Source organism: Streptomyces sp. NPDC005576 (genome assembly GCF_042871745.1).
Taxonomy (GTDB): Bacteria; Actinomycetota; Actinomycetes; order Streptomycetales; family Streptomycetaceae; genus Streptomyces.
This window is the reverse complement of sequence record NZ_JBIAJC010000007.1, coordinates 33,662-51,659: the sequence shown is the minus strand read 5'-3', so window position 1 is coordinate 51,659 and position 17,998 is coordinate 33,662. Positions and strand designations below refer to the sequence as shown.

12 protein-coding genes and 1 pseudogene are annotated in these 17,998 nt (G+C 73.0%); 9 read left to right on the top strand and 4 right to left on the bottom strand.

Annotated features, from left to right (window positions below):
* Positions 1 to 44: 44 nt before the first annotated feature.
* Positions 45 to 1,487 (bottom strand): class I adenylate-forming enzyme family protein, encoded by a 1,443-nt coding sequence (locus tag ACFYPN_RS13815; protein ID WP_358760909.1) that lies wholly within the window; start codon positions 1,485 to 1,487, stop codon positions 45 to 47.
* 4 nt (positions 1,488 to 1,491) lie between these two features.
* The gene (locus tag ACFYPN_RS13810; protein ID WP_358760908.1) at positions 1,492 to 2,799 is read right to left on the bottom strand and encodes a nitroreductase family protein; all 1,308 of its coding nucleotides are present in this window, start codon (positions 2,797 to 2,799) and stop codon (positions 1,492 to 1,494) included.
* A gap of 708 nt (positions 2,800 to 3,507) precedes the next feature.
* Here ACFYPN_RS13810 and ACFYPN_RS13805 point away from each other — a divergent pair.
* On the top strand, positions 3,508 to 4,728 hold the full coding sequence (locus tag ACFYPN_RS13805) for a damage-control phosphatase ARMT1 family protein (RefSeq protein WP_389298253.1): 1,221 nt from the start codon (positions 3,508 to 3,510) through the stop codon (positions 4,726 to 4,728).
* A gap of 176 nt (positions 4,729 to 4,904) precedes the next feature.
* Here the strand turns inward: ACFYPN_RS13805 and ACFYPN_RS13800 are convergent, their stop codons facing one another.
* Positions 4,905 to 6,707 carry a glycoside hydrolase family 35 protein gene (locus ACFYPN_RS13800; protein WP_389298504.1) on the bottom strand — a complete coding sequence of 601 codons (1,803 nt, stop codon included), beginning with the start codon at positions 6,705 to 6,707 and terminating at the stop codon, positions 4,905 to 4,907.
* Between the two features lie 747 nt (positions 6,708 to 7,454).
* Here ACFYPN_RS13800 and ACFYPN_RS13795 point away from each other — a divergent pair.
* The 4 genes from ACFYPN_RS13795 to ACFYPN_RS13780 all read left to right on the top strand — a co-directional run bounded on the left by ACFYPN_RS13795 (position 7,455) and on the right by ACFYPN_RS13780 (position 12,163).
* On the top strand, positions 7,455 to 9,482 hold the full coding sequence (locus ACFYPN_RS13795) for an NAD-binding lipoprotein (protein WP_389298252.1): 2,028 nt from the start codon (positions 7,455 to 7,457) through the stop codon (positions 9,480 to 9,482).
* Positions 9,483 to 9,669: 187 nt separating this feature from the next.
* A complete protein-coding gene (locus ACFYPN_RS13790; protein WP_389298502.1) occupies positions 9,670 to 10,347 on the top strand; it encodes a TetR/AcrR family transcriptional regulator in 678 nt (225 codons plus the stop codon).
* 227 nt (positions 10,348 to 10,574) lie between these two features.
* Positions 10,575 to 10,742, top strand: coding sequence for an SCO1431 family membrane protein (locus tag ACFYPN_RS13785; protein WP_358760905.1), 168 nt, complete (start codon positions 10,575 to 10,577; stop codon positions 10,740 to 10,742).
* Positions 10,743 to 10,990: 248 nt separating this feature from the next.
* Positions 10,991 to 12,163: an acyl-CoA dehydrogenase family protein gene (locus tag ACFYPN_RS13780; protein WP_389298250.1), complete on the top strand. Its 1,173-nt coding sequence runs from the start codon at positions 10,991 to 10,993 to the stop codon at positions 12,161 to 12,163.
* A 486-nt stretch (positions 12,164 to 12,649) separates the two neighbouring features.
* Here the strand turns inward: ACFYPN_RS13780 and ACFYPN_RS13775 are convergent, their stop codons facing one another.
* A complete protein-coding gene (locus ACFYPN_RS13775; RefSeq protein WP_358760903.1) occupies positions 12,650 to 13,045 on the bottom strand; it encodes a hypothetical protein in 396 nt (131 codons plus the stop codon).
* 378 nt (positions 13,046 to 13,423) lie between these two features.
* Here ACFYPN_RS13775 and ACFYPN_RS13770 point away from each other — a divergent pair, with 378 nt between their 5' ends.
* The 4 genes and pseudogenes from ACFYPN_RS13770 (at position 13,424) to fxsA (ending at position 17,871) form a co-directional block, all read left to right on the top strand.
* Positions 13,424 to 13,864 carry an Lrp/AsnC family transcriptional regulator gene (locus tag ACFYPN_RS13770; protein WP_014044761.1) on the top strand — a complete coding sequence of 147 codons (441 nt, stop codon included), beginning with the start codon at positions 13,424 to 13,426 and terminating at the stop codon, positions 13,862 to 13,864.
* A 94-nt stretch (positions 13,865 to 13,958) separates the two neighbouring features.
* A complete protein-coding gene (locus ACFYPN_RS13765; RefSeq protein ID WP_358760902.1) occupies positions 13,959 to 15,605 on the top strand; it encodes an amidohydrolase in 1,647 nt (548 codons plus the stop codon).
* Positions 15,606 to 16,209: 604 nt separating this feature from the next.
* Positions 16,210 to 16,980: pseudogene (locus ACFYPN_RS13760) on the top strand (polyprenol monophosphomannose synthase); the annotation flags it as partial.
* Between the two features lie 291 nt (positions 16,981 to 17,271).
* The gene (gene fxsA / locus ACFYPN_RS13755; protein ID WP_358760901.1) at positions 17,272 to 17,871 is read left to right on the top strand and encodes an FxsA family membrane protein; all 600 of its coding nucleotides are present in this window, start codon (positions 17,272 to 17,274) and stop codon (positions 17,869 to 17,871) included.
* Positions 17,872 to 17,998 lie beyond the last annotated feature (127 nt).

Sequence of the window (17,998 nt, the reverse complement as noted above, 5' to 3'; positions counted from 1 at the left end):
GGTCTCTGGCGGAACCGCGGCCGGGTGCGGCAGCGGTGAGGGGTTCACCGGTGGTGGTGGGCGGTGAGCTCGCGGAGTGCCGCACGGGAGGGTTTGCCGATGGAGTTGACCGGAAGCCGGTCGAGCACCAGGAGGCGTGTCGGCACCTTGAAGGCGGCCAGTCGCTCCATGCAGTGGGCCCGCACGGCGGCGCCGTCCAGCGATGCCTCTCCGGTCACCGCGGCGGCCACGAGTGCGTCACCGTGCTGATCAACGTCCTCGAACACCACGACGTCGTGGACGCCGACGGCGCCGCGCAGCACCTCGGCCACTTCGACCGGGTCGACCTTGCGGCCCCCGACGTTGATCGCCCGGCCGGTGCGGCCGGTGATGTGCAGGACACCTCGGTCGAGAAAGCCCTCGTCGCCCGTCCGGTAGCGGCCCCGGGCGTCCAGCCTGGACTCGAAGACCCCCGGAGCGTTGAGGTAGCGCGAGCCCATGGACTGGCTGACGACGTGGATCGGCCCCGGGCTCGTGGAGGTTCCGGCCCACAGCTCGACACCAGGCAGCGCGGCGCCGAGCCCGTCGAGGTCCTGCCCGTCCTGAGCGAAGGTCAGTGGCCCCGCCTCGGCCACACCGTAGTAGTTGCGGATGACGACCCCGGTACGCGACGCGAAGGCTTCCTTCGTCTCCGGGCGCAGAGGTGCGCCCGAGGAGATGGCCACCTCGATCCGCCGGGCCACGTCCTCCGCCAGGCCGCGGCGCAGCACCGACTCGTACAGGGCAGGGAAGCCGACCAGCCGGGTCGCACCGACGGATCCGATCAGCCGGGCCGTACGGCCGCCGGTGGGCAGTCCCCGGCTGAGGTGCAGCGAGGAACCCGTGAGGAACACCGACAGCAACGAGGTATTGAACGCGAGCCCGTTCGAGAGCCCCGCGAAGCACGCCACCCGGTCGTCCGCGCCGAGGCCGGTGCCCTCCGCCCAGTTCGCCGCCGCGGCCGCGACGGCGCTGCCGGAGAACTCGATGCAGTTCGGCTTGCCGGTCGTGCCGGAGGTGAACCGGCACACCTCCGTGTCGTCCAACAGCTTCGGACGCAGCTGCGGCGCGACCAGTCGGCCGACGTGGAGCGTACCGGTCCCGGGGGTGAGCAACCCGCCGCCTGTGGAGTGTGATTCTCCGTCCGTCGGTGCGTCGCGTACCAGCAGGTCGAGCCCGCACTCGTCGGTGATCAGGGAGAGTTCGCGGGGGCCGAAACTGGAGTCGATGAGGAAGGGGACGTCCCCGGCGAGCAACACCGCGATGTAACACACGACGTATTCCACCGAGTTGGAGGCGGCCAGTCCGATCCGGGACGGTTCGCCTCCGCGCCGGAGGCGACGGAACGCCTCGGCGGTCCCGGTGGCCCGGGAGAGCACCTCGCCGTAGGTGAGTCGGACGCCCGGATCGGTGACGGCGAGCCGGGAAGCATGGTCCCGGGCCGCCTCGGCGAAGAGATCGCTCAGCATCGTCTCACCCCTCGCTCTGCGCGTAGGCGACGGGCAGGCGGTCCCACTTGACTCCGCCAGGACCCGTGGCGCCCAGGGAGAGGAGGTAGACGGGGTCGTGGTCCTCGGGCAGCCCGGAAGCGGTGCGCCACAGTGCGGCGTCGAACCCGCCGACCGCGGTGACGCCCAGCCCGGCGGCGGTGGCGCCGAGGTAGAGGAGGTGGGCCGTGCCCCCCGCCCGGAACAGTAACTCCCGCATGTACGTGGACCGGTTGGTCACCAGGTCCGCCCGCGGCGCGTGGAACAGCACGAATGCCGCCGCGTGCCGTAGGTGTTCCTGCTGCATGCACGCCCGGACGACGAGGTCTCCGTCCGGGGCTTTCGCCACCGGGGGCGCCGGCTCGCCCGACAGCCGGAACACCCGGGAGGGCGCCCCCTCGACCGAACGGGCCAGCACGGTCACACCGAGCTCACCGCTCGCGGGGAGATCTGTGCGCAGTGCCGTCGCCGCAGCCGCCAGCGTTCGTTCCAGCACGTCGGCGGGGACGGCGGACGCCACGTACCGTTTGCTCGATCTGCGTCGCCCGGAGAGCGCGCTCCACCGTGGAGCGGACAGGTCGGGAAGCTCCCTGGCCGAGGGGCCGGGGTGTGTGAGAGGCCGCGAGCCCGGGACGGGCGCAGGGGCCTCGTCGCCCGAGAGCACGGGCAGCAGCGAATCCCAGCAGACCTGTTCCATCCAGGAGGGGTCCTCGGTCACGCGGCCCTCCGCGTGGACACTCCAGCCGACCGGGAGCGCCACGTCGCCGGTGCCGTCAAGACGCAGCACGGAGTGGATCTCGCGGCAACGGTCCACCAGCCCCAGGAGCGCTTCCAGTGGGCGGCGGTCGAAGCGCAGCAGGAGTTCGGTGCCGCGCCCCTGGCTCGTCCCGAGCGCGTTCACCGCCATGTGGGCGGCATCCAGCTGGGTATAGAGGTAGCCGCGGTCCGCGTACTTGCGCATGGACAGCCAGGGCCGGGTCACCAGGACCAGAAGGGCGCCCCCGGGTCCCGGCGGGTCGATGCCGGCCCGCCGGCACTGGTCCCGCACCGATGCCTCCCCGCCCCCGGCGTGCCGGCACCGTCTGCGTACCGGATCGACGCCCAGCACCTGGCCCGTCTCCGTGCCGTGGCCCGCGAGGACGACGTAGAACTCGTACGGGTAGATCGCTCCGGCCGAGGGCACGGCCCGCTCGCCCCCGCTGACGACTCCCGCCGAGGCTTCGACGGCCTGCAGTGCGGCCGCCAGCCCCGCCGATGTCGTCACACGGTTGTCGAGCCGGGTTTCGGGCGACACCAACGCCATTCTGCCCCAAAGGCTCTCCCGCCCAGAATGCCCAATTACGGGGCGGTCCAGAGCCTTCTGCTTGTGCATCAAATCGTGCTCCTACATCCGTCACAGTTCAATGAACAGCGGGGCGACAGGAAATACAATGCAAAGAATCACCCATGTTTTTCAGTGATCGAGAAAATTGATAGCAACGAAAGATCCACAGGAGCGAAGACGCTGGTAGCACGCCGAACTCCCGCGTAGAGAAAGCTAATTGGTCTGGTCCAAAAAACGTAGCACGCTCCACTCCGGCTGGGCCACCCCGTGTGCATCAGGTGAGACGGCAGGGGGGAATGCATGGCTATTTTCGGCGTCCGCGAATTGTAGGACAGGTGCCAGTGACTGCGGATGTCTAGGCAGATGCGGGGCGTTTTCCGTAAATGTGGGGGTGACGGGCCCGAACTCAATGAGCTCAGGGAACATTCCGCTTCGAGCGGTATCCGGGAGCGATCGGCCCGCCCGTGAAGGCCGGCGCCCATGGCCCGGACGGGCCGCTCCGCCCTTCGGTTCCCCCCGCCCCGGCAGGCGGGGAGGCGTTCCACTCGTCGGTCGTCGGGCTCCGGTTCCGGCCCCGCGCCGCGGCGGACGCCCGCAGTCACCGGCGGGCTGGACCGACCGCGCATGTCCCGTTGGGGATCATGGTCACGTGAGCGACACGCGAAGGGTTGGGGCACCATGACAGAGAAGATCCACCGCGCGACGGGTGAACAGGCGGCTCGCGGCTCCGGCCCACTCCGTGCTCCGGTCGTCCGGAGCGACGAACCCGGCTCGTTCGCCCGGGGCGTACTGGCCGAGCGCCACCCCGCCCTCGTCCGGCAGGTACGGGACGCCTTCCCGTACGGCCGCAGGCAGCACGAGGCGCTCGACGCGCTGCTGGACGAGATTGCCGAGGACGTCGTCCGGCCGCTCCCCGACGCGGACCACGACCACGAGCTGTGGGCGGTCTGGGGGCGGGAGCACTTCGGGGGCTCCTGGTACGGCGCCCCGTTCCTGTGGGCGGAGAACTACTTCTACCGGCGGCTCCTCGGCGCCGTCGGGTACTTCGGTACGGGGCCGTGGTCCGGAGTCGATCCTTTCGCGCCGTTCAAGCGGGCCGAACTGCGGGGCAACGCGGTCGAGGAGGAGCTGCGGGCCCTGGACGCGCTCACCGGCGTACCGGCCGGCCGGCGGGGCGCGGCGCTCCTGCACGCCTCGCTCTGGGGCAACCGCGCGGACCTCGGCTTCCGGGTGACGGCGGGCGAACCGGCGGAGAGTGGCGCCGTTGCCCCGGCGCTGGTCGCCGACGACAGCGCCACGCTGTGGCGGCTCCTGCCCGCCGGAACCACGGCCACCGTGGCGGTGGTCGCCGACAACGCAGGACGTGAGCTGATTCCCGACCTCGTCCTCATCGATCACCTCCTCGCGCACGGACACGCCGAGCGGGTCGTGCTGTACGTCAAGCCCTCCCCGTACTTCGTCTCCGACGCGATGACCGCCGACGTGGTCGACTGCCTCCGCCGCCTCGCCGAGGCACCCGGCGAAGCCGGCCGGAGCGGGAGCCGGCTCTGGACGGCCATGGCGGCGGGAACGGCCGAGATCCGCACCCATCCGTTCTTCTGCGCCCCGTTCCCGTACGAGCAGATGCCCGACGACCTGCGGGAGGAGTTCGCGGGCGCCGCGCTCACCATCCTGAAGGGCGACCTCAACTACCGCCGCCTCGTGGGCGACCGGCGGTGGGACGCGACCGAGCCGTTCGCCCGGCTCACCGCGCACTTCCCGGGGCCCGTCGCGGCGCTCCGGACGCTGAAGTCCGATGTCGTCGTGGGCCTGGAGCAAGGGGTGCTGGAGAACCTCGAACGGTCCGGGGCGGCTTGGCGTACGAGCGGTACGCACGCGCTGATCCAGGCGCGAGGGTAGATCCGTACGGGGTGGGCGGGGCAGGGGCCGGTCCGGGGCGCCGGCGTGAGCGGACTCGGCCCCGCCCGCGCCGGTTCCCGCTCACGTCGGCCGGTCCGTCGTCCCCGGTAAAGGTGTCCCCGGTGGGGTGTCCGGGCGACGATCCGCCGGACACCCCACCGCAGCCGTGGGGCCGCTCAGTCGAACTCCTCGACGTACTCCTCCGGCGGGCCGAGCTCGGCACGGTCCCGCAACTCGACCTCCCCGCCGAGGTGTTCCAGTTCGAGGACGGTGATGGTGTTGTCGCCGGACCTCAGCAGCGGTGCCGGGCAGTACAGGGTGACCTGGGGCCCGATCTCCCGGTAGCGGCCGAGCAGGAACCCGTTGACCCAGACGAAGCCGCGGCGCGAACCCGGCAGCGCGAGGAAGGTGTCCGCCGGGGTCTCGACCTGGAGCTGGGCGACGGCGAACCCGGCGGACGGTGTGCCGGGGCCGGGCGCGGGGCCCGCGGCGAGCGCCTCGGACAGTTCCACGTCGGACCACTCCTGGAGCGCGAGCGGCGCACTCTCCCAGCCCTGTACCGTGCGGCGGTCGACCAGGACCGGACCGAGCAGGCCCTTGTGCCCGCCGAGGGCCGGTCCGTAGTTGATCCGGCCGAGGTTCTCGACCAGTACCTCCACCGCCACGACCTCGCCCTTCCCCTCCACCGCGAGTTCCCGGGACCCGGCGTCGGCGATACCGAGGAAGGCGCCGTCGACGAAGACCAGGGCCCGGTCGCGTACGTCGCTGAGGGCCAACCGGTGCGTGCCCGCCGGAATGCGCGGGTGTGCGGTGTACAGGACCATGCCCGCGTCGAGGCCGAGTTGCTCGAAGGTGGCGGGGCGTGGGGCGGTGCCGGTGTGCGTGGACGGCACGGCGCGCAGCCCGGGGAGAAGGCCGGCGCTGCGCGTGAGTGGGACGCGGGCGGGCGGGAGCGTCGGCATCCGCTCCGGCGAGCGGAGGGGGCCCTCGGCGCCGAGTACCTCGCGCATCGCGAAGAACTTGGGCGTGAGCGTGCCGTCCTCGGCGATCGGCGCGTCGGAGTCGTAGCTGGTCACCACGGGCTCCAGCCGGCCGTCCGTCTCGTTGGCACCGGCCCAGAGACCGAAATTGGTGCCGCCGTGCGCCATGTAGATGCTCACGCTGCCACCCTCCGCGAGGATGGAGCGCAGGGTGTTCACCGCACTCTCCGCTCCGCGTACGTGGTGTCGCTTGCCCCAGTGGTCGAACCAACCGCTCCAGAACTCGGCGACCAGGAAGGGCTCTTCGGGGCGCCTGCTCGCGAGGAGCCGACGGGCGGCGGCGGGCTTGGAGCCCAGGGTGGCCGCCATCAGGGTGCCCGGCAGGGAGCCGCCGTCCAGCATGAGTGCGGTGGGGCCGTCCGCCGTGAACAGCAGCTCGTCGATGCCCCGCCCGGTCAGTGCGTCGCGGCTCCAGCGCATGTATGCGTGGTCGTCGCCGTAGCTGCCGAACTCGTTCTCCACCTGCACCGCGACGACCGGGCCGCCCCGGGACGCCTGGAGCGCCGCGATACGGGGGATCAGCTCGTCGAACCACGTGCCGAGGGCGGAGGTGAAGGCCGGGTCCGAGCTGCGCGGGGCGAGATCGCGCCCCGTGATCCAGCCCGGCAGACCGCCGTTGGACCACTCCGCGCAGATGTAGGGGCCGGGCCTGACAATGACGTCGAGGCCTTCCTCCTGCACTGTACGAATGAACCGTTCGAGGTCCCGCCAGCCGTCGAAGTCCGGCGCCCGGCCCTCACGGGGCTGGTGGAAATTCCACGCCACGTAGGTGTCGACGGTGTTGAGCCCGAGGTCGGCGATCCGGCGGACGCGGTCCCGCCAGAGATCGGGATGGACCCGGAAGTAGTGCAGCGCTCCCGAGAGAACGCGGTGCGGAACGCCGTCGCGGTACATGCGGCCCTCGCGCCAGGACAGTGCCGCGGCGGCGGGGGCCGCCATCGCGGCTTCGAGGGGGCGTGCCGGGGGGAGGTGTGCGGTGGGCGGCTCGATCACGGCGCGAGCGTATGTTATCGATGACATGCATCACAAGGCAGGTCGAGGCCGGCAGCCGGTCCCGGAGATGGAGCGTCGCGAACGAGGACATGGCGACGTGCAGACCACCGAGCCCGGCTGACGTGGCCCGGAACGCCGGCACGTCGGCGCAGACGGTGCGCGCCGGCTGCGCGGTTCGCCGAACGTCACCTCTGACACCAGTCGGCGCCCGCTCGCCGTGTGGCACAGGCCGGCCACCGCCTCGATGGCGCGGCCAGGGCTCTTGGCTGGTCGGGACGCGGCCGTAGTCGATGACATGGGCACCTATGTCATCGATGCCATCTCGTGGATGACATGGCATCGGTGCCGCAGCCCCCCCGGTGACGAGCTCGGCCACCGTCCCCGGCTCCACACGGCGCGGGTGGACCGCACCCCACGAGGCAAGCGCCCGCTCGTGCTCCCACGGGGTGCATCGGACCGCTCCACGGCACGGCGTCCGGAGCCGACCCCCGTCCCGGCCTTCGGTCCGCCCGCGGCCCCACCGCCCCTCCGTCCGTCCGCCGCCCGCCCCGCCCCGCCCCGCCCGAAAGGATGAACCGGGCCCCGAATACGGCGTGTCCCGCTCCTTCAGGCACCACGGTGCGGGTGGGGCGGGTGGTGCCGTCCACCGCGCGGGGCGCGGGAAGCGGTGGAGCGGGCGTGAGGGGAGTGACCGTGGAACCAGTCAAGGGGAGGCCGCCGGCACCGCTTCGGGACCGGGCGCGCTACCGGTTCGACCGCACGCTGGCACGTTCGACCGGCACCCTGATGGGCTGGCTGGTCATCACCTGCCTGGCCGTCGTGGTCCCGGTGAGCGCGGTACTGGTGTGGACCGACCCCGGTGCGCCCCGGTCGCTGTCGGAGCGGCTGACCGTGGTGTGGCGGACCAGCGCGGAGACGCTCCGGCTGGGCTCCGCCACGGGTGCCCCGCTCCGGCTGGCCCTGTCGGCCCTGCTCGGGCTGGTCGCCCTGCTCGGCGTGTCGACCCTGGTCGGGGTGGTCACCACCGGCCTCGCCGACCGCATGACGGAGCTGAGCCGGGGGCGGTCCAGGGTCCTGGAACACGGTCACGTCGTCGTGCTCGGCTGGTCGGACCAGGCGACCACCGTGGTGAGCGAGCTGGTGGCGGCCCAGGCACCGCACCGGCCGCGGGCCGTCGTCCTGCTCGCCGACCGGGACAAGGCGGAGATGGAACGGGCGCTCTCCGCCCACCTCCCGCCGGCCGCCCGCGCACGGATCATCTGCCGCAGCGGCCCCGCGAGCGACCCCGAGGTGCTCGCCCTCGTCAGCCCGCGCACCGCCGGCACCGTCCTGGTGCTGCCCTCGGGGGAGCCGTCGGCGGATGCGGAGGTGCTGCGGACCCTACTGTCGCTGCGCGCGGTGCTCGGCGAGGGCACGGACGGGCCGCCGGTGCTCGCCGCGGTGCGGGACGACCGGTACCGCGCCCCCGCGCGCCTCGCCGCGGGGCCGCGGGGCACGGTGCTGGAGACCGACACCGTCACCGCCCGGCTGATCGCCCAGTGCGTCGGCCGTCCGGGACTCTCGCTGGTTCTCCGGGACCTCCTCGACTTCGCGGGCGACGAGTTCCACCTCGCCGACGCCACCGCCTTCCACGGGGACACCTTCGGTACGGCCCTGCTGGGCCACCCGAACTCCTGTGTGGTCGGCCTGCTCACGCCCGAGGGCCGTACGCTGCTCAACCCGCCCGCCGACACGCCGGTCGAGCCGGGCGGCCGGCTGATCGTGCTCGCCCTGGACGACGGGAGCACCCGGGTGGAGGACTGCCGGGATCTGGTCGACCCCTCCGCGATCGCCCCGGACGGCCCGCCGCCCGACGACCCGACGCACCTGCTGGTGCTCGGTTGGAACCGCCGCGCCCCGCTCGTCGTCGGCCAGTTGCGGGACACCGCCCGCCCGGGCTCGGTCCTCGACGTGATCACCGACGGCACCGTCCCCGGGCCGAGGGAACCGGAGGACGGGACGCCGCCACCGCGCGGTTCCACGAACGGGGCACCCGCCGCCGCGTCCGTACGGTTCCGGTCGGCCGCGCTGTCGCGGCCCGAAGCCCTGCTCGGACTCGACCTCACCCCGTACGACGGGGTGGTCGTCCTCGGACCCGATCCGGGTGAGGGCCCGGACCGCCCCGACGACTGGACGCTGGTCACCCTGCTGGCGCTGCGGCTGCTGGAGGAGCGCGCCGGACGCGAACTGCGCGTCGTCACCGAACTCGTCGACGACCGCAACCGGCCGCTGGCACCCGTCAACCACGGCTCCGACGTCATCGTGAGCGGAAAGCTGACCGGACTGCTGATGGCCCAGATCACGCAGAACCGCCACCTGGCCCCGGTCTTCGACGAGTTGTTCTCCGGCGACGGCGCGAACGTCCTCCTGCGCCCCGCCGGTACGTACGTCCGCCCGGGCGGCGAGGCCACCTTCGCCACCGTCGTCGCAGCCGCCCGCGACCGGGGCGACTGCGCGATCGGCTACCGCTGCCACGACCGTTCGGCCCCCGGTACGGACCACGGCGTCCGGCTCAACCCGCCCAAGGGCGAGCGACGGGTGTGGAGCGCCGGGGACCAGGTGGTCGTGGTGGGAACGCCCGCGGGCGACGTCACCGCCGCGTGCGCGCCTCCGCGCAGGGACGCGTACCGGGCCGGTCCGGCGGCCGGGCCGACCGGTCCACTCGGTGAGGGGCGCCCTTGAGCAGTGCGTCCCCGCAAGCTCCGCCCCGTCGCCGTGGTCGGCACGCCCGCTCGCCGCGTTGGCCGAAAGCCCTGGTGGCTCCGTTACAAGGACCGCGGGCCGCCTTGCGACCGCACGCGCCGACCACCGCTGCTCATGGGGCGGACGCTGCCGGTCGCGGCACTAGACTTGACGGGTGGACCGGTCGATGGGGTTGCGAGAGCGCAAGAAACAGCGGACGCGGGAGACCATTTCCGAGGCCGCGATCGCGCTCTTCCTGGAGCACGGATTCGACCAGGTCTCCGTCGCCGACGTCGCCGCCGCCGCCGAGGTCTCCAAACCGACGCTCTTCCGGTACTTCCCCACCAAGGAGGACCTGGTCGTCCAGCGCTTCGCCGACCACCAGGACGAGAGCGCCGAGGTGGTGCGCAACCGTCCGGCCGGGGTGAGCCCGCTCGACGCCCTTCACCGGCATTTCCTGGACGGGCTGGAAGCGGGCGACCCCATCACGGGGCTCAGCGACCACGAGGGAGTCCTCGCCTTCCACCGCCTGGTCTACTCCACCCCCGGCCTGGTGGCCCGTTCCGCCCAGTACCTCGCCCGCGCCGAGGAAGAGCTGGCCCGCGCCCTCGCCGACACCCTCGGCGAGGAGTCCCGGGAGGTCACGTCCCGGCTGCTGGCAGGTCAACTGGTCGCCACCCAGCGCATCCTCGCCTCGACGAACTGGCAGCGCATCGTGGACGGCGGATCGGCCGAGGACGTCCGTCCCGAAGCCGTCGCGGACGCGAACCACGCCTTCGCCCTGCTGAGCCGGGGGACCGCCGCACTCGCGCCCCCCGGCGCCGGCGGTGCTTCCATCACCGGCGGCGCTCCCCCCACCGGCTGACGCGGGCCTCTCCCGGCGCGTGTGGCGTCGGGCACAGTGCCCGCCCCGCGCCGGCCGTCGCTCCGCGCCCCGTCCGTTGCGCCCACTGGTCCGGCCACCGGCCGCGAGCCCGAGCGATTCGGGGCGAGGCCGATCCCGTGACGAGGATCTCCTCCGCCGGGCACCGTCTCTCGGGCACTGTGGTGTGGCCGGGGGACCTCCACTGCCGTACGACCGAGCGAGATGCCATGACCGCGACCACCGCAGCAGCCGAACGCCTCCACCACTCCCGTCGCGCACCCCGCGCCCGCACCGGCGGCCCGGAGGAGAGGGGACCGAAGATCCTCGAACACGTCCTCGGCTGGACCCTCGTCGTCGTGCTCGCCCTCTTCGTCACCCGGGCCGGACTCATGTGACCCGCACGGCGGCGCGCTCCGGCGGCCGCCCCGGCGGACGATCACCCCCGCGTACCCGGTGACGGGGGCGCCCCGATCAGGCATACTCGACGCGCCACAGCCGCTGACCGGCGCCTTCCGCGATCCGGAAGGGCAGGATCGGTTGGGCACGTACCACCTGTGCCGGGCTCAGCCCGGACCACTCGGCGACGCGGCTCCCCACCCCGGGCCCGTCCGCCGTCACGCCCGACAGGGAGGAGAGCGCCGTCATGCCCGACCGAGCCCCGCAACCGGTGGAACGTCGTCTGCCCACCGAGGAATCCCGGCAACTGCTCACGCTGGTCCGCGACATCGTCGCGAACGAGATCGCGCCCCGGGCAGCCGAGGAGGAGGAGGCGGGCCACTTCCCGCGCGAACTCTTCACCCTCCTCTCCGCATCGGGCCTGCTGGGCCTGGCGTACGACTCCGGCTTCGGCGGCGGGGACCAGCCGTACGAGGTCTACCTCCAGGTCCTGGAAGAGCTGGCTGCCGCCCGGCTGACCGTGGGACTGGGTGTCAGCGTGCACTCCCTCGCCTGTCACGCGCTCGCCGGCTTCGGCACCGAGGAGCAGAAGAAGGCGCATCTGCCCACGATGCTCTCCGGCGGCCTCCTGGGCGCCTACTGCCTCTCCGAGCCCGCGTCCGGCTCCGACGCGGCCTCACTGCACACCAGGGCGGTACGCGACGGCGACGAATGGGTCCTCACCGGCACCAAGGCGTGGATCACCCACGGCGGCATCGCCGACTTCTGCACCGTGCTGGCCCGTACCGGTGCCGATGGCCCCCGGGGCATCACCGCCTTCCTGGTCCCCGGCGACGCCGAAGGGCTGAACGCGGCGGCCCCCGAGCGGAAGATGGGCATGAAGGGATCGCCCACCGCTCAGCTCAACTTCGACGGTGTACGGGTCGGGGACAGCCGCCGGATCGGCGAGGAGGGGCAGGGCTTCGCCATCGCGCTCTCCGCTCTCGACTCCGGCCGCCTGGGCATCGCGGCCTGCGCCATCGGCGTCGCCCAGGCCGCCCTGGACGAAGCCGTCGGATACGCCACGGACCGGCGGCAGTTCGGGCGCCCGATCGCGGACTTCCAGGGGCTGCGCTTCCTGCTCGCGGACATGGCCACCCAGATCGAGGCGGGCCGGGCGCTGTACCTGGAGGCGGCCCGGCTCCGCGACGCCGGGCGGCCCTTCTCCCGCCAGGCCGCCATGGCGAAGCTCTTCTGCACGGACGCTGCCATGCGCGTCACCACCGACGCCGTGCAGGTGCTGGGCGGGTACGGCTACACCCAGGACTTCCCGGTCGAACGCCTGATGCGGGAGGCCAAGGTGCTCCAGATCGTGGAGGGCACCAACCAGATCCAGCGGATGGTCATCGCCCGCCACCTCGCCGGCCCCGAATCGCACTGATCCGCTGCGGCAGCAGCGACCACACCGGCGCCGTCACGATCCGGGTCCACTCCTGGTCGTGACGGCCCGGCAGGGTGCGCCCGGACCCCTCCCAGTCGCGGAGCAGCGCGACGTAGATGGGGGAGTCGGAAGGCGGTGTCGCGGGCGGGAGCAGAACGGCGGGCGGTAAGACCCTGCTCTCCGTCCCGCGCTCCGTGCGCACCGTCGGAGTAACCGCACCGGGGCCGACGACGGCCACCCGGGGTTCCGGTTCTGGACGGAGCTCTGCCGTGGGCAGGGGAACCGATTCTTCGGAGGGCGGGGCGACGAGACGGCGACGACCGGAGCCCGCCGCAGTGTCCGGGATGGTCATACCGGACCAACGCCCGGGGCGCCACCGGGTCACCGTACGAGCGATGCGGGCGGGTGTTCGAGAGAGGCTGCTCGCCGGTACCCGCACCACGTCGGCGACGCCGTCGCGGTGCGCGGGGTACGGGCCCTGTGGACTCAGGCGGCGCGGCGCATCTGCGGCACACGCATCGGGCGCGAGCCGGGACCTCCGGCGTGCGAGAACGGCTGCATCCGCCAGTCGAGCCCCTGGGGGAGCGTCAGCAGCAGCGCGGTCTCCTGCTCCTGCACCTCCAGCGTCTCGTCGGCGGGCTCGGCCTCGGCGGCGTTACGACCGGTGCCGGCGCAGACGGTGAGCACGAACGGGTTCCAGGGGGTGGGGCAGAGCGCGTGCTCCGGGAACACGTTCTCGTCGGCCAGGAGAGCGATCGGCTGCTCGCAGTCCGGGCAGAAAACCCGGTACATCTCAAAGGTGTCGTACGCGTCGGACAGGCTGTCCTCGTCCGTATCGACGGGCTCCGGTTCGCTGTGACCGGTGAGCTTCAGGCTCTGCATGGGAAGTCCCCCCTCAGTGGGCCGGTGAGGCGCGATGGCCCCGACCACACCAAGCACTTCCCGCAGTGACTCCGCTGTAACCGCCACCCGCGCCGACAACAGGCGGTAAACATGTGGCCTTGGTCACATGGGGCCCGAGCATGCCCTTTCCGGCCTTCCCGCGCCGCTCCCCGAGGGCTCCGGACGGGACCCGCGAAACCGTCCCCGGCCCGCGAAACCCGCCACCCACGCGCGCCACTTCACCGCAATCGTCCTGGTCCGTCCGGTGCGGGACCGGCTTGTCCGTCTCGCCGTCCCCCGATCCGGGTGACGCGTGCGACGGTCGCCGGGCACGCCGCGGGACTTTGCGGACCGGACCTGGGGCAATAGGTTGACCGCATGGAGGAGCTGGACCGTCAGATCGTGGAGTTGCTCGTCAAGGACGGGCGGATGAGCTACACCGACCTGGGCAAGGCCACGGGCCTGTCCACATCGGCAGTTCATCAGCGTGTCCGCAGGCTGGAGCAGCGCGGGGTGATCCGGGGCTACGCCGCGGTCGTCGACCCCGAGGCCGTCGGCCTGCCCCTCACCGCGTTCATCTCGGTGAAACCGTTCGACCCCAGCGCGCCCGACGACATCGCCGAGCGGCTCGCCGGCGTGCCCGAGCTGGAGGCATGCCACAGCGTCGCCGGCGACGAGAACTACATCCTCAAGGTGCGGGTGGCCACGCCGCTGGAGCTGGAGCACCTGCTCACCCGCATCCGGTCGCTGGCCGGAGTCTCCACCCGCACCACCGTGGTCCTCTCCACCCCGTACGAGGCGCGGCCCCCGCGCATCTGACGACGTGGCCCGGGGGTGCAGGGCGCCCGGTCCGCCGCGCGCTTCCGGGAGGGGCGCGGGCCAGCGTCGCCGGGGCACGCGGGAGACTGGTCCCATGAGCCAGAGCACCGCCCCCCACAACGCCCCCGAACACCGCACCGTGCTGCTGCGCGGTGGAGACGTCCACACCCCCGCCGACCCCTTCGCCACCGCGATGGTCGTCGAACGCGGACACGTCGCCTGGGTGGGCTCCGAAGGCGCCGCCGACGCGTTCGCGGGAGGGGCCGACGAGATCGTCGACCTGGAAGGCGCCCTGGTCACCCCCGCCTTCACCGACGCCCACGTGCACACCACCTCCACCGGCCTCGCCCTCACCGGACTCGACCTCTCGGGCGCCCGCAGCCTGGCCGGGGCACTGGACCTCGTCCGCGCCTTCGCCGACGGCAAGCCCGCCGACGCTGTCCTGCTCGGCCACGGCTGGGACGCCGCGCGCTGGCCCGGACAGCAGCCCCCGTCGCGCCGCGAGCTGGACGAGGCGGCGGGCGGCAGGGCCCTCTACCTGACCCGCGTCGACGTGCACTCCGCGGTCGTCACCACGGCCCTCCTGGACCGCGTCCCGGGGGTCACGGCGATGGCCGGGTACCGCCCCGACGCCCCGCTGACCGGCGACGCCCACCACGCGGTACGCGCCGCCGCGCACGCCACCGTCACCGTGCGGCAGCGCGCGGACGCCCAGCGCGCCGCCCTGCGCCACGCCGCCTCGCTCGGCATCGGTACGGTCCACGAGTGCGGCGGCCCCGAGATCTCCGACGAGGACGACTTCACCTCACTGCTGGCCCTGGCCGGCGCGGAGCGCGGCCCCCGGGTCATCGGCCTCTGGGCCGAGCACGTCGAAGACGAGAAGGGCGCGGCGCGCATCCGTGAACTCGGCGCGCTCGGTGCCGCCGGGGACCTCTTCGCGGACGGCTCGCTGGGCTCGCACACCGCCTGCCTGCACGAGCCCTACGCCGACGCCCCGCACACCGGCTCCGCCCACCTGGACGCCGCGCGGATCGCCACCCACGTCGCGGCCTGCACCGAAGCGGGCCTGCAGGCCGGTTTCCACGCCATCGGCGACGCGGCGCTCACCTCCGTCGTGGACGGCATCCGCGCCGCCGCCGAACGGGTCGGCCTGGCCCGCGTCCGCGCCGCGCGCCACCGCGTCGAACACGCCGAGATGCTCACCCCCGAGACGATCGCCGCCTTCGCGGAACTCGGCCTGACCGCCTCCGTCCAGCCCGCGTTCGACGCGGCCTGGGGCGGCGACGACGGCATGTACGCCCGGCGCCTGGGTGCCGGGCGCGCCGCGACGCTCAACCCGTACGCGGCACTGCTGCGCGCCGGCGTGCCGCTCGCCTTCGGCTCCGACAGCCCGGTCACCCCGCTCGACCCGTGGGGCACCGTGCGAGCCGCCGCCTTCCACCGCAACCCGGAGCACCGGATCTCCGTACGCGCCGGGTTCACCGCCCACACCCGGGGCGGGTGGCGCGCCGCGGGCCGCGACGACGCCGGAATCCTGGTACCGGGAGCGCCGGCCGACTACGCGATCTGGCGTACCTCCGGACTGGTCGTCCAGGCGCCCGACGACCGGGTCGCCCGCTGGTCGACCGACCCCCGCTCCGGCACCCCTGGCCTGCCCGATCTCTCTCCGGGTGCCGATCTCCCGGTCTGCCTGAGCACCGTCGTGGGCGGACAGACTGTCTACGTACGCCCGAACGAGTGACGAGGCGGTTTTCCGTACCGCCGATCGATGGGGGGAGTGGTCGCACGCGACCTGCGGATCCTCGGCGCTGACCAGGCAGTTTGGGACAACTCCGCAGGTCGGGCCGTTGTTGACAGAAAGCGGTCACCGGCCGGTAGGTTCGGCCGGGTCCACCACAGGACGTCCACCGGTCGAACCTCCATGCAGTCGTCGAACGCCGCTGGGTCACGGGGTGGTGAGCCGTACGGCCCACCGCCACTGACAGCCAGGTTCAGCGCCCGCGCCTCGGGGGCGAGGGAAGGTTTCACCGGTCGGCGGGTGCGACCGGGTGGGGCCCGGACGTTCAGTAGACAACGGCTTTCGGTCGACCCGCAGCCAGCGGGCGCCAGGTCGGCCCGAAGGGCGCCGGGCCCCGATCCGCAGACCTGCGGGGTGTGGTCGGGGACCCCGCCGGACGCATCCTCGGACCATGCGCCGGCGAACCGCCGCCCGTCCGACGACGATCTGTCCGCACTTCCATGGTTCTGTCCGGCCGACCGTCCCGCTCCGTGCGCCCGGGGCGCTCGGAGGGCGCCGCGCGGTCGATATGGTGTGCACCTGCGCACGGATCTTTAAGGGGCAGTTAGTGAACGACGGCGGTCAGCGGCGGTACGACCCGCTCGGCAGAGTCCTGGTGATCATCCCGACCTACAACGAGGCCGAGAACATCAAGCCGATCGTCGACCGGGTGCGTTCTGCCGTCCCGGAGGCCGACATCCTGGTCGCCGACGACAACAGCCCCGACGGAACCGGCAAGATCGTCGATGAGATCGCGGCCGAGGACGCCCAGGTGCACGTGCTGCACCGCAAGGGCAAGGAAGGGCTGGGCGCCGCCTATCTGGCCGGTTTCGGCTGGGGCGCGGAACACGGCTACGGCGTTCTCGTCGAGATGGACGCGGACGGCTCGCACCAGCCCGAGGAGCTGCCCCGCCTGCTCACCGCCCTGAAGGGCGCCGATCTCGTCCTCGGCTCCCGCTGGGTACCGGGCGGCCGGGTGGTGAACTGGCCCAAGAGCCGGGAGGTGATCTCCCGGGGCGGCAGCCTCTACTCGCGGCTCGCGCTCGGCCTGGACGTCCGCGATGTGACCGGCGGCTACCGGGCGTTCCGTACCGACACCCTCCAGGGGCTCGGTCTGGAGGAGGTCGCCTCGCAGGGGTACTGCTTCCAGGTCGATCTGGCCCGCCGCGCGGTGGAGGCCGGATTCCACGTGGTGGAGGTGCCGATCACCTTCGTGGACCGGGAGGTCGGCGACTCCAAGATGAGCCGCGACATCCTCGTCGAGGCGCTCTTCCGGGTCACCGGATGGGGCATCACCGCCCGGACGAACAAGGTCACCGACAAGGTGCTGGGCCGCAAGCCCGCCCGCCCGGCCGACCGCACCGCTCCGGACGCCCCGGGCCACCTCACGGCGGACGCCACCCCGGACGCCCCGGTGGACGACGCCCCGGATGGCCCGCCGGTCGGCACCCCGGACGCTTCGGACGCCCCGGCGGACGCCATCCCGGACGCCGGGACCGACCAGGCGCCCGTCCCCTCCGCCGACACCCCGCCGCACGCCGACCCGTCCTGACGCGTCCGCCCCGGAAGGCTCCGGGGGCGGGGCACCCCACCCGTGCCGTTCGTACCGCCGTACAGGCACACTGGGGGCATGACGACCGGCACACCACCTCCGAACCGTCCCCGGCGCTCGCGCGTCCGCAGATTCCTGCCGCTCGGCCTCGTCGCCTGGCTGGCGCTGGAGATCTGGCTGCTGATCCTGGTGGCCGACGCGGCCGGCGGATTCACCGTTCTGCTGCTTCTGGTGGCGGGCGTCGTCTTCGGTGGGGCGGTGGTGAAGAAGGCCGGGCGCCGCGCCTTCGCCAACCTCACCGAGACCCTCCGGCAGGCGCCGGGGCAGCCCGGTGCGGCGGGGGAGCGGCCGGAGCCGCAGCCTGCGGCCCCTGGCAACGGCTTCCTGATGCTCGGCGGGATCCTGCTCATGATTCCCGGCATGCTCTCCGACATGGCCGGCCTCCTGCTCCTGGTGCCGCCCGTCCGCGCGGCGCTCAGCGGACTCACCGAGCGGGCGCTGGAGCGGAGGATGAGCGCGGTCTCACCGGGGAGCCTCGCGGGCACCTTCCAGCAGGCGCGCATGCACCACCCGGACGGGAAGGTCGTCCAGGGTGAGGTCATCCGCGAGGACGGCACTCCCCCGCCCCCGCGCGGCGACGGGGGACCGCAAGGCCCCCGGCCGCCGCTGACCCCCTGACAGGGGCCGGTGCGTGGCAGGGCCGGTGTATGGCACCGGAAGCCCGGCCCCCGCACAAAGCCGCGGGCCGTGACACAGAATCTGTGTCACGGCCCGCGGCTCTCATGGCCGCATGCGGTGCGGCCGT